This is a genomic window from Arsenicicoccus piscis, assembly GCF_022568835.1.
Taxonomy (GTDB): Bacteria; Actinomycetota; Actinomycetes; order Actinomycetales; family Dermatophilaceae; genus Arsenicicoccus; species Arsenicicoccus piscis.
Genome location: NZ_JAKZHV010000010.1, coordinates 36,175 through 48,176, shown reverse-complemented (window position 1 = coordinate 48,176; position 12,002 = coordinate 36,175). Strand labels below are relative to the sequence as shown.

At 72.6% G+C, this 12,002-nt stretch carries 9 protein-coding genes; 3 read left to right on the top strand and 6 right to left on the bottom strand.

Annotated elements, in window-relative coordinates; genetic code table 11:
• Positions 1-1,167: an acyl-CoA dehydrogenase family protein gene (locus MM440_RS15340; RefSeq protein WP_241445544.1), complete on the bottom strand. Its 1,167-nt coding sequence runs from the start codon at positions 1,165-1,167 to the stop codon at positions 1-3.
• A 123-nt stretch (positions 1,168-1,290) separates the two neighbouring features.
• On the opposite strand from MM440_RS15340, the gene MM440_RS15335 reads away from it, so the two are divergent.
• Both MM440_RS15335 and MM440_RS15330 read left to right on the top strand, forming a co-directional pair.
• On the top strand, positions 1,291-2,148 hold the full coding sequence (locus tag MM440_RS15335) for a hypothetical protein (RefSeq protein WP_241445542.1): 858 nt from the start codon (positions 1,291-1,293) through the stop codon (positions 2,146-2,148).
• Between the two features lie 5 nt (positions 2,149-2,153).
• On the top strand, positions 2,154-3,413 hold the full coding sequence (locus tag MM440_RS15330; RefSeq protein WP_241445540.1) for a cupin domain-containing protein: 1,260 nt from the start codon (positions 2,154-2,156) through the stop codon (positions 3,411-3,413).
• A gap of 35 nt (positions 3,414-3,448) precedes the next feature.
• Here the strand turns inward: MM440_RS15330 and MM440_RS15325 are convergent, their stop codons facing one another.
• Genes MM440_RS15325 through MM440_RS15315 form a run of 3 tightly spaced genes read right to left on the bottom strand, consistent with a single transcriptional unit; the run spans position 3,449 to position 7,299 of the window.
• Positions 3,449-4,852 (bottom strand): hypothetical protein, encoded by a 1,404-nt coding sequence (locus tag MM440_RS15325; RefSeq protein WP_241445532.1) that lies wholly within the window; start codon positions 4,850-4,852, stop codon positions 3,449-3,451.
• A gap of 9 nt (positions 4,853-4,861) precedes the next feature.
• Positions 4,862-6,268, bottom strand: a complete 1,407-nt coding sequence (locus MM440_RS15320) for a lipopolysaccharide biosynthesis protein (protein WP_241445530.1) — start codon at positions 6,266-6,268, stop codon at positions 4,862-4,864.
• Positions 6,265-7,299, bottom strand: a complete 1,035-nt coding sequence (locus MM440_RS15315; protein WP_241445528.1) for an LLM class F420-dependent oxidoreductase — start codon at positions 7,297-7,299, stop codon at positions 6,265-6,267. The genes MM440_RS15320 and MM440_RS15315 overlap by 4 nt, the downstream gene beginning before the upstream one ends.
• A gap of 120 nt (positions 7,300-7,419) precedes the next feature.
• Here MM440_RS15315 and MM440_RS15310 point away from each other — a divergent pair, with 120 nt between their 5' ends.
• The gene (locus MM440_RS15310) at positions 7,420-9,675 is read left to right on the top strand and encodes an FG-GAP repeat domain-containing protein (protein ID WP_241445526.1); all 2,256 of its coding nucleotides are present in this window, start codon (positions 7,420-7,422) and stop codon (positions 9,673-9,675) included.
• A 96-nt stretch (positions 9,676-9,771) separates the two neighbouring features.
• Here the strand turns inward: MM440_RS15310 and pseI are convergent, their stop codons facing one another.
• A complete protein-coding gene (gene pseI, locus MM440_RS15305) occupies positions 9,772-10,836 on the bottom strand; it encodes a pseudaminic acid synthase (RefSeq protein ID WP_241445524.1) in 1,065 nt (354 codons plus the stop codon).
• Between the two features lie 27 nt (positions 10,837-10,863).
• Complete coding sequence (locus MM440_RS15300; RefSeq protein ID WP_241445515.1) at positions 10,864-12,000, bottom strand: DegT/DnrJ/EryC1/StrS family aminotransferase; 1,137 nt, start codon at positions 11,998-12,000, stop codon at positions 10,864-10,866.
• Between the last annotated feature and the right edge of the window lie 2 nt (positions 12,001-12,002).

Below are 12,002 nucleotides of genomic sequence, written 5' to 3'. Positions count from 1 at the left end.
TCAGCCCTTGAGCAGCTGGCGGGCCATCACCATGCGCTGGATCTGGTTGGTGCCCTCGTAGATCTGGGTGATCTTCGCGTCGCGCATCATCCGCTCCACCGGGAAGTCCCTCGTGTAGCCGGCTCCCCCGAGCAGCTGGACGGCGTCGGTCGTGACCTTCATCGCGACGTCGGACGCGAAGCATTTCGCCGCCGCGCCGAAGAAGGGCAGGTCGGCATCGTCGCGCTCGGACCGGGCCGCGGCCACGTAGACGAGCTGGCGGGCCGCCTCCAGCTCCATCGCCATGTCCGCGATCATGAACTGCAGGCCCTGGAACTCGGCGATGGCCTTGCCGAACTGCTTGCGCTCCTTGACGTAGGCGAGCGCCGTGTCGAGGGCTCCCTGGGCGATGCCGACCGCCTGCGCACCGATGGTGATGCGGGTGTGGTCGAGGGTGCGCAGCGCGATCTTCAGCCCGTCACCGACGGGGCCGACCCGGCGGCTGTCGGGGATCCGCACGTTGTCGAGATGCAGCTCGCGCGTGGGGCTGCCGTGGATGCCCATCTTGCGCTCGGGCTCGCTGAAGCCGAACCCCTCGTCGCCCTTCTCGACGACGAAGGCGGTGATGTTGGCACCCCGGCGTCCGTCGGGGTCGGTCACGGCCAGGACGGTGTAGAACTCGGACACGCCGGCGTTGCTGATCCACGCCTTCTGCCCGTTGAGGACCCACTTGTCGCCCTCGGCGCGGGCGCGCGTGCGCATCGCCGCCGTGTCGGACCCGGCCTCCCGCTCGGACAGGCCGTAGGAGAACATCGCCTCGCCACGGGCTACCGGAGGCAGGTAGCGCTGGAGCACCTCCTCGTCCGCGCCGAGGATCAGCGGCATCGTGCCGAGCTTGTTGACCGCGGGGATGAGCGAGCTGGAGGCACAGCCGCGTGCGACCTCCTCGATGACGATGCAGGTGGCGAGCGCGTCCGCACCCACGCCCTCGTAGGCCTCGGGGATGTGCGGGGCGTGCAGGTCGAGCGCGCGGAGCGCGTCGAACGCGTGCTGCGGGAAGGCGCCGGTCTCGTCGACCTCGGCGGCGTGCGGGGTGATCTTCTCGGCAACCACCTCGCGCAGCACCGCGCGGATCTCCTCGTGGTCGTCGGAGGTCTTGAACAGGTCGAAGTCAGCAGTGGCTCGCACACGCCGAGCCTACCCTTGCCACCTGGGCCCGCCAGGAATGCGCGACGTGCGGCCCGGGTATAGCGTCGAGCACACCAGACGGGCAGCGGCACTTTGGCCACGCCCCCTCGACGAGGAGGACACATGTCGGACGAGAACATGCGCGACCGCCGGGACGACACCACCGACGGTGTGCCCGCGAAGGACGGCGACGTCTTCCGCACCGCCGCTGACGGCGAGGCGGGTGCGGTGTCGGCCTCCGGGCTCTACCCCACCGATGACAAGGGCGCCGACGCCGGTGCGGCCGGCGCGGGCTACGACCGCGACCACGGTGCCGACGGCGGCGCTGACGCGGGAGCGGGCACCAGCCACGACCGTGACCACGGCGCCGACCACGGTGCCGACGCCGAGGCCGGGCGCTCCGGTGTGGCCGGCGGCGCGGGCTACGACCGCGACCATGGCGCCGACGGCGGCGCTGACGCGGGCGCAGGCACCAGCCACGACCGCGACCACGGAGCCGACCACGGTGCCGACGCCGAGGCCGGGCGCGGTGCGGGTGCTGCGGCCCCCGCCGAGGGCGAGGTCCACGTCCTCACGACCGAGGAGATGGAGGACCGGGCGCGCAACGACAGCAGCGAGCCGCTCGGCACCCAGACCGACCTCGAGAACGCCCCGGCCGGCGACGCGGGCTATGACCGCGACCATGGCGCCGACGGCGGCGCGGACGCGGGTGCGGGCACCAGCCACGACCGTGACCACGGCGCCGACCACGGTGCCGACGCCGAGGCCGGGCGCTCCGGTGTGGCCGGCGGCGCGGGCACCGACCGCGACCACGGTGCCGACGGCGGTGCGGACGCGGGCGCAGGCACCAGCCACGACCGCGACCACGGCGCCGACCACGGTGCCGACGCCGAGGCCGGCCGCGGAGGTGTGGTGGACCCAGGCTACGACCGTGACCACGGCGCCGACGGCGGTGCCGACGCGGGCGCCGAGCCCCGCTAGCAGCAGTGGGTCCCCAGCGCGAGCGTCCTGCGCTGCGCCGGCTCGTCGGCCCCCATGTCGAGGACTTCGCGTCCTCGACGTGGGGGTCGCGGCCGTTGCTCGTGCGCGCCGCCGACCTGCCCCAGCCGTTCGACGACCTGTTCGGCCCGGACGCGATCGACGAGCTGGTCTCGCGGCGCGGTCTACGCACGCCGTTCCTGCGGGTCGCCAAGGACGGCTCCGCGCTGCCCGACCGCGCGTTCACCCGCGGCGGCGGGGTCGGGGCCGGGGTGACCGACCAGGTGAGCGACGACGACCTGCTCGCGCTGTTCGCCGACGGGGCCACCCTGGTCGGCCAGGGGCTGCACCGCACCTGGCCGCCGTTGCTCGAGCTCGGCCAGCAGCTGACCGAGGACCTCGGGCACCCGGTGCAGATCAACGCCTACATCACGCCCCCGCAGAACCAGGGGTTCGCCGCTCACTACGACATCCACGACGTCTTCGTGCTGCAGACATCGGGCAGCAAGGCCTGGCGGATCCACGAACCCGTCCATCCCGCTCCGCTGCGCTCCGACCCGTGGGACGAGCGCCGCGCCGAGGTGGCCGAGGCGGCGCTCGGCGAGCCCGTCATCGACACGGTGCTCGAGCCCGGTGACTGCCTCTATCTGCCGCGCGGCTTCCTGCACTCGGCCAAGGCGCTCGGGCAGGTGTCGTCGCACGTGACGATCGGCGTGCACAGCTGGACCGTCCACGAGGTCGCGCACCAGCTGAGCAGTGCCGCGATGAGCCGCCTCGGTCGGGACGAACAGATCCGCCGGTCATTGCCGCTCGGCGCCGACCTCAGCACCGCCGAGGCTTTCGCCAGCACCGCGCCCGACGTCTTCCAGCAGGCCAAAGACGCTCTGCTGCAGGCGATCTCGGAGCTCGAGCCCGCTGATGTCGCCGCGGCCCTGGCCCGACGAGACCGCTCCAGCACACGCACGTCACCGGTCTCCCCGGTCGCTCAGGTGCAGGCCGCGCTCGACCTCACCGACCACTCTCGGGTGCGGTTGCGCCCGCACCTGCAGCTGACGGTCGCGCCGGACGCCGGCGCTGGATCTACGGGCAACGTCTCGGCCGACCGGCTCCGGCTGAGCTCGCGCGTCGCGAGCCTGGTGGTCGAGTCCGGCGACGTGGACCGGGCCGGCCTCGACCGGCTCCTCGACGGCGCGGTCGTGACCGCCGCCGAGCTCGGGGTGGGCGTCACCCGCGAGCTGCTGCGCCGCGGCGTGGTCGTGCCGGCCTGACCGGCGCGCCGCCTCGTGAGGAACCAGCGCCGGCGTCAGCGCAGCGTGGCGGCGGCCTCGGCGAAGGCCGCGCCGAGGCGGCGCAGGTTGTCCGGCTCGAGGACCTCCGGGACGCGCGGCGGGTCGAGGACGTTGCCGAGCCAGGAGTTGCGCACGTAGTCCTCGGCGAACCAGTCGGCGATCCGCTGCGGGCTCTCGTGCAGGTGCTCCCAGCCGCGCTCGGCCACGAACTCGGTCAGGTCGTCGGGGCGCTCGAGGTAGGCGATGTTGCCGAGCTCGGTCCACGGCATCGCGGCCCCGCTCACCACCGGGCGACCCATCAGGCCCGCCTCGAGGCCGACGGTCCCGGTGGCGGTCAGGGTGAAGACGGCGTCGCGGGCCATCTGGCGCGAGTCGCCGTGCGGGTCGACGCACGCCACACCGGGGTGCCGGTCGAGGACCGGCCAGAAGTCGGGGTCGCGCCGCCACATGAAGTTGGCGTGCTCCTTGACCGCCACCGTGATGCCGGTGCCGGCGAGCGCGTCCGCCAGCACGACGGCGGTGTAGGCCTGGTCGCGCCACTCGCGGCCCATCACGTCGACGCTGGACTCGGGCTGCACGTGCAGCGGCATGAAGACGAACCGCTCGGGCAGCGGGTCCCAGTGACGCGACTGGTAGGTGCGCAGGTTCATCCGGGAGCGGATCGGGTTGAGCCACGGGAGCCGGGCGTAGTCCGTGGGCTTGGGGAGCTGCATGTTGGTGCCGCGGTCCACGGCGAACTCGGCGATGCGGTCCTTGGCGAGCCGGATGATCTCCTGGCGCGACTCGACCTTGTTGTTGGAGGCGAAGTAGGACGGTCGGCCCTGCTTCTCCAACCACTCGGGGAGGTACTCGCGGCCGCGCTCCACGGCGGCCTCGTCGGTGACCGTGCGGCGGAACAGGTCGATGCCGAGCGGTGCCCCGAACAGGCCGAACCGCTCCGCCGGCAGGCGCATGGTGCGCGGCCAGGTCGCGAGCCCGCCGTGGTGGGTCACCAGACCGGCGGTGAGCAGCTCGGACACGACGGTGAACTCGGTGAGGGCGAAGACGGGGCCGCGACCGGCGATCGCGGCCTCGAGCTCCTCGGCGGCGAGGTTGAGGAAGTTCATGGCGGCGTCCACCCGGTTGCGCCGCACGGCCCGCTCGCTGACCAGCAGGTCCAGCACGTCCAGCCCGACCCCCGCGGCGGCCCGCTTGAGCGCGGCGTGCGGCGTGAGGCCGGAGACGACGTTGGCCGACAGGGCCTCCCGGTAGGGCAGCCGGACGACGGTGGCCCGTGGGGTGTGCTTCTTGACCCACGCGATGTTGGCGTCGGTCCGCAGCACCATGACCAGATCCTTGGTCTCGAAACCGGCCTCGACGAGGGCGGGAACCAACAGGTCGTCGAAACCCAGTCCCATGTGCACGAGCGGAGTGACCATGGCGCGAGTCTAGCGGCGCACCAGCCGCAGCAGCCGAGGCGCGACGGCCAGTCCGGCGAGCGCCAGCAGGCCCGCGAGCACCAGCCGCAGCACGGCTCCAGGGCCGGTCGAGGGAAGGTAGCCCCCCGCGAGCACGGTGACGAGCAGGGTGAACGCCAGCACCGGCCCGAGCCGGCGCGCGTCCCAGTGCAGCCCGCCGATCCGGCTCCCGGCCCACATCGCGACCGCCGCCAGCACGACGTAGGCGAGCAGGCGACCGAGTGCCATCCCGGGGATCGCGAAGGCCAGCGCCAGCCCGCTGCCGACGACTCCGAGGGTGACCAGCCCGGAGAGCGCGGCGCGCAGCAGCCAGCCGGTGCGCTCCGCGTCCACGACCGCGAGCGACGCGCCCTGGAAGAGCAGGTAGAACACGGCGACCGCCGCCATCGGCCCGACGGCCCGCACCATGGCGAGGTGGTCGAAGCTGGGGTCGCGCGCGAGGATCGGCACGAGCCAGGGCGAGAGGAGGGCTACCCCTGCTCCTCCCACGGCGACGAACGCGGTGAGCAGCGTGCCGGTCGACGCGGCGTAGGGCCAGCGAGCCTCCCGCGGCCGGGCGTAGACCGAGGGTCCCCAGGCGTTGAACAGGGCCGTCGACAAGACGAAGGGCATGTTGCCCAAGGTGGTGAGCGCCGCCTGGTAGGACCCGGTCGCGCCGCTGCCGAGCAGCCCCATGACGAGGTAGACGTCCCCGGTGAGCAGCCCGATCATGGCGACCGCCTGCGGCAGCATCGGGAGCGCGAGGCGCAGCCCGGCGCGCACCCGGGCCGCGACGCTCCCCCAGCGCACGATGGGGTGGGTCAGCAGCACGGCGAGGCCGGCGCTCGCGACCAGCGCCACGCCGTAGGCCGCGAGGAACGCCTCGGGGGTGGGGTCGACCCGAGCCGCGAGCAGGCCGGCCAGCTGGGCGACGGCCGTCGAGGCCAGCGCGAGGACGAAGAAGCCCACCGGGTGCTGGCGAGCGCGCATCACGGCCTGGCCGGCCGCCACGCCCGTGAGACCGGCGCCGCTCCACGCGAGCGAGACCCCGCGCAGCAGCGGGATGTCCGTCGTGAGCGCCACCACGACCGCGACGAGCGACCCGACGACGCCGAGCGCGAGCCCGAAGCCGATCATCGCGCCGGCGAGACCGCGGCCGACGAGCGGGCCCTGCTCGTCCTGGTGCCACTCGCGCAGGATGACGGTCGGCAGCCCCGCCACCGCCACCGTGTAGACCATCTGGACCAGCACCAGCCCCACCGCGACCTCCCCGTAGCGCGAGGCGCCGAGGGTCGAGGTGAGGAACGGGGTGATGACGAGCAGCGCCACCCCCTGCAGCGCCGTGCCGAGCAGATAGAGGACGCCGGCGCGCGCGGTGCTGCCCGCGCTCGTGCTCACCGGCGGCCGTGTCGGTGGAGCGACCCGATCACCTCGCGCTCGAACAGCTCGAGCCCGGACGTGTCGTAGGCGGCCTCCGCGAAGTAGGTGATGGCGTAGGTCATCCCGTCCTGCTCGAGGCGCGTGAGGGTCTCGGCGATCTGGTCCGGTGTGCCGACGAGCGGCTGGCGCGCGAGGTCCTCACGCTGCCCGCGGGCCCGGTCGGCGTCGACGCCGGCGCGCACGAGCTGGTCTTCGTACCAAGCAAGTCGGTCGTCGACCTCGCGCTGGTTGCGCCCGATGACGACGTTGTAGTTGGCGGACCGGACGATCTCGTCGAAGTCGCGGCCGAGGTCGGCGCAGTGACCACGCAGGACCTCGCTCTTGTGCACGAAGCCCTCCGGCGTGCCGTCGAAGTTGGTGTAGTCGGCGTACTCGGCGGCGATGCGCAGCGTCTTCTGCTCGCCGCCGCCCGCCACCCACATCGGGATGCCGTTGCGCGGCGACCCGTCGATGGTCGTGCCCTGCAGCGGTCGCGGCGCGCAGATCGCCCCGTCCACCTGGTAGTGCTTGCCGTCCAGCGTGGCCTCGCCGCGGGTCCACATCTGCCGGAAGATCTCGACGCCCTCGGCGAGCCGCGCGATCCGCTCACCGGCGCGCGGGAAGCCGTAGCCGTAGGCGAGCCACTCGTGCTCGTACCAGCCGGCGCCGATGCCCATCTCGACGCGGCCCTCGGAGATGATGTCGACGGTCGCCGCGACCTTGGCGAGGTAGGCCGGGTTGCGGTAGCTCATGCAGGTGCACATCTGGCCCAGCCGGACCCGACCGGTCACGGCCGCGAAGGCCGACATGAGGCTCCAGGCCTCGTGGGTCGCCTCGTGCGAGGGGATCGGCACGGTGTGGAAGTGGTCGTAGACCCAGATGGACTCCCAGTTCTGGTGGTCGGCGTCCGCGCGGCGCGCCAGCCCGGCCATGACCCCCCAGTGCAGAGACGGGTCGATGCCGACGAGGTCCATCCGCCAGCCCTGTGGGATGAAGAGTCCGAAGCGCATGGGGTCACCCTGTCACCGTTCGGCGGGCCCGTCCACGCGCGCGGGGGTGCGAGTCGTATGCTCTGTCACATTAAGTACACAATCGCTCACCCTGCGTAGACAATCCGCCCAGGAGATCCGATGTCCAGACGCTCCCCCCACGCCACGCTCGCGCTCGCGGCCGGTGCCGCGGCCGCGCTCGCCGTGCCCCTGCTCCCCGTCACCGCCAGCGCGGTCGGCGGCGCCGCCACCGTCGGCAGCGCCAAGCCCAAGCCGGTCGTGCAGCGCGCGCTCGGCCAGCCCACCGTCGCCGACCGGCACGACGCCCCGCGGCCCAGCAGCCACCAGAGGGGCAAGGTCGTCGCGTCCGCCCCCAAGACGTCGCCACAGCGCCAGTCCCCCACGTCCGGCGCGAAGCGCGCTGTACCGCAGGCAAATCCGACCCCCGCCGCGACCGTGTGCACCGGCCTCGGCCTGCAGGCGATCCAGCTGCGCGACCGCACCTACTTCGCGTGGGACGCCCAGAGCGGGGTCACCTCCAGCTACACGCTCAAGCGCCTGCGGGACGGGTCGACGACCTGGCAGACGGCGGCGACCGTCCCGGCGACGGCCACCACCGCGCTGGATCGCCGGATGAACCCGTTCTTCGGCGCGACCTACACCTTGGACTTCACCCAGAACGGCGTCGCCAAGTCGTGCGCCATCCCGGCCCCCGACGGCACCGCCGGGGGGTCGCTGGCCACGGCCGAGGACGCCGGCCCCGGTTACGTCGACGTCGTGAGCACGACCGACCAGGCCCTCGGCATCCTGCAGCAGAGCGACGTGTCCGAGGGCGTCACGACCGCGAGCGGCGGTGCCTACACGATGGCACCGGCGTTCTCCCCCGACGGCCTGTGGATGGCGTACTCGCGGCTCAACGCCGCCGGCACCTGGGAGGTCGTCGCCCAGCGCGCCGACGGGCTCGGCGGCCAGTCCGTCTGGGCCACCTCGGCCCGCGACAACGTCACGCCCTCCTGGTCGGCCGACGGTCGCTACCTGGCGTGGAGCTCGGTGGCGCACACCGCCGACGGGCCCGCCAAGGCGACCAGCGGGACCATCACGGTCTACGACCGGTTCGCGCGGACGACGCGCAGCGTGACGCCGTCGACGTTCCTGCAGGGCGCGGTCTACGGCGGGGACAGCTCGATCCTCATCGGCAGCCGGACCGACGGCAGCGGCATCGCGATCGTCAACACCACCACCGGTGCGACGACGACGCTGGCCAACACCGCCGGCGGTCGCGATGCTGCCCAGTCCCCCGACGGCACAGTGCTTTTCGTCGTCAACAAGGCGGACGGGACGACCGACGTCAAGCGCCGGCTCGCCAACGGCTCGGTGGTCACCGTCTTCACGACGGCGGCGAACACGACCGCTCGCTACCCGAAGCAGGCGCTCGACGGGTCGCTCTGGTACCTGTCGACCACGGACAGCACCCCGGCCGACACCACGGACCCCGTCGACGTGGGTGTGTCGGTGCGCTACCAGGGGACCAGCTACGCCACCAACATCGGCTTCGCGCACGACAGCGCGACCTCGGTCCCGACCGGGTTCGCCATCCGCCAGCAGCCCACCAAGAGCGCGGCCGACTACACCGGCGACGGCGCGGGCGACCTGCTCGCCCGCAACTCGGCGGGCGCGCTGCTCGTCTACCCGAACGTCCTCAACGTCAACAAGCCGACCGGCACGCCCAAGCAGATCGGCTCCGGCTGGGGCGGTTTCAACGCCATCATCGCCGCCGGCGACTGGACCGGTGACGGGCAGTCGGACATCCTCGCCCGCGACGCCGCCGGTGACCTGCTGCTCTACGCCGTCAAGGGTGGCGCCGTGCGGCCGGGTCAGGTGATCGGTCGCGGCTGGGGTGGCTTCACCATCACGGCCGTCGGCGACTGGGACGGCGACACGAACGCCGACCTGGTCGCGCGCGACACCGCGGGCACGCTCTGGCTCTACCGCGGGTCCGGCACCGGTGGGGTCTACGGGTCGGCGTTCCTGCCGCGCGTGCAGATCGGGGCCGGCTGGACCATGCACGACATGATCGTCGGCGTCGGCGACGCGGACTACGACAACCGGCCCGACATCGTCGCGCGCAACGCGTCGTCCGGCGCGCTGGTCCTCTACGGCGGCGGTGGCGTCGCGGCCGCCCAGTGGGGGCAGATCAAGACGGTCGCCAGCCAGAGCTTCAAGGGCTTCACGCAGATCCAAGGCACCGAGCGGTTCACGGGCAACCCCACCAGCCTGTTCCTGCTCGGCACCGACGGCGCGATGTGGGACGGCTGGTTCATCGGCGACGGGGTCTACGACCTGCAGAACATGGCGCAGTTCAACCAGGGCGGCGGTCCGTTCACCTGGGCGGGCTGACCAGCTGAGCGGCCGTCAGCCACCGGCCGAGCAGCACGCACGACGAGGGGCGGCGTCCAGCAGGACGCCGCCCCTCGCCTCGGCCAGCTCCTGCGGCTAGATCAGGTCCCAGGTGAGCGCGGTGCCGCGCTCGACGTCGCGCGCGAAGGTGCGACCGAGCACGAGGTCGATCTGGTCGGTCGGCAGGCCGCCGGCCGGGCGGATCGAGCGCACGTTGTCGCGGGTCACCTCGTCGCCGGCGCGCACGTCGGCCGTGACGTAGAGCGAGCGGCGCAGTCGCAGCACCGACTTCTCGGACTCGGTCGGTCCGGTCTTCGGCGGTGAGACCGCGGCCAGGCGAGCGGCCTCGCTCTCGCGGACCATCATCGCGAACTCCCCTGGCTCCATGGAGAACTCGCTGTCGACGCCGCCGTCGGAGCGCGACAGGGTGACGTGCTTCTCCAGGCAGACGGCACCGAGCGCGACGGCGGCGACGGCCACCCCGAGGCCGAGGGTGTGGTCGGACAGCCCGACCGGCACGCCGAAGGCCTTCTGGAAGAGGTCGATGTTGGCGAGGTGGGCGTCCTTGGGGTCGGCCGGGTAGGACGCGGTGCAGGCGAGCAGGACCAGCTCGGAGCAGCCGCCCTCGTAGGCCGCGTTGATGGCCGCGTCGATCTCACGCAGGGTCGCCATGCCGGTGGACATGATGATCGGCTTGCCGGTGCGCCCGATCTCGCGGATCAGCGGCAGGTCGACGATCTCGGCCGACGCCGTCTTGTAGCACTCGACGCCGAGGTCCTCGAGGAAGGCCACGGCCGTGGGGTCGAACGGGCTCGAGAACGGCACGAGCCCGAGCTCGCGCGCGCGGTCGAAGATCGGCTTGTGCCACTCCCACGGGGTGTGCGCCTCCTGGTAGAGGCTGTAGAGGTTGCGCCCGCCCCAGAGGCCGTGCGCGTCCTCGACGCGGAACGCGGGGGTGTCGGCGTCGATCGTGATCGTGTCGGCGGTGTAGGTCTGGATCTTCAGGGCCTGCGCGCCGGTGCCGGCGACCGCGTCGACGATCTCCAGCGCGCGGTCCAGGGAGCCGTTGTGGTTGCCCGACATCTCGGCGATGACGAACGGGGTGTGGTCGCGGTCGACGTGGTGGTCGCCGATGGTCACCGACGGGGTGGTGGCGCTCATGCGCTCTCCTTGATGGGTGCGGTGGTGCTAGTGCTGGTGCGTGACGAAGTCGCGGATCAGCCCGATGACCTGGTCGACCTGCTGGTCGGTGAGGTCGGGATACATCGGCAGCGAGATCTCGCCCTCGTAGTAGGTCTCGGCGACCGGGCAGAGCCCGCGCTCGTAGCCGCGGTCGGCGAACCACGGCTGCCAGTAGACCGGGATGTAGTTGACCTGCACGCCGATGCCCGACGCCCGCAGGTGGTCGAACAGCGCCCGGCGGCGGCCGTCGCGGATGCGCAGCGGGTAGAGGTGCCAGACCGGCTCGGCACCGGGCCGCCGGGTCGGCAGGATCAGCTCGTCCAGACCGGCCAGGCCCTCGTTGTAGCGGTCGGTGATCGCCTGGCGGCGCTCCTTGAACTGCGCGAGCCGCTTCATCTGGTTGGAGCCGAGGGCCGCGAGCACGTCGGGCAGGCGGTAGTTGAGGCCCAGCTCGGGCATCTCGTACCACCACGCGCCCTCGTCCTTGACGCGCAGCTGGTCCGGCTCACGGACCATGCCGATGCCCTTGAAGGTGCGGGCCCGGGCTACGACCTCGGGGTCGAGACCGACCACCGCACCACCCTCGGCCGTGGTGAGGTTCTTGGTGGGGAAGAACGAGAACGTCGTGAGGTCGGCGAGCGACCCGACCGGGGTGCCGTCGAGGCTGCCGCCGACCGAGTGGGCAGCGTCCTCGAGCAGCAGGATGTCGCGATCGCCGATCACCTCGCGCAGGCCCGGCGCGTCGATCGGGTGGCCGCCGTAGTCGACCCCGGCGACGACCTTGGTGCGGTCGGTGATCTTGTCGGCCACCGAGGCGGGGTCGAGGTTGCCGGTGTCGGGGCTGACGTCGGCGAAGACGATCTCGGCCCCGAGGATCGCGGCGCAGGTGGCGGTCGCGAGGAAGGTCAGCGGCGTGGTGATGACCTGGTCGCCGGGGCCGACGCCGGCCGCGGCGTAGGCGACGTGCAGCGCGGCCGTGCCGGACGTGACGGCGACCGCCGGGGTGGGCACGCCCGCGACGTCGGCGACGTCGCGCTCGAACGCCGCGACGGCGGGGCCGGTGGTGAGCCAGTCGCCGCGCAGCACCTGCGCGACGGCCTCGATGTCGGACTCGTCGATGGACTGCCGGCCGTAGGGCAGCACGC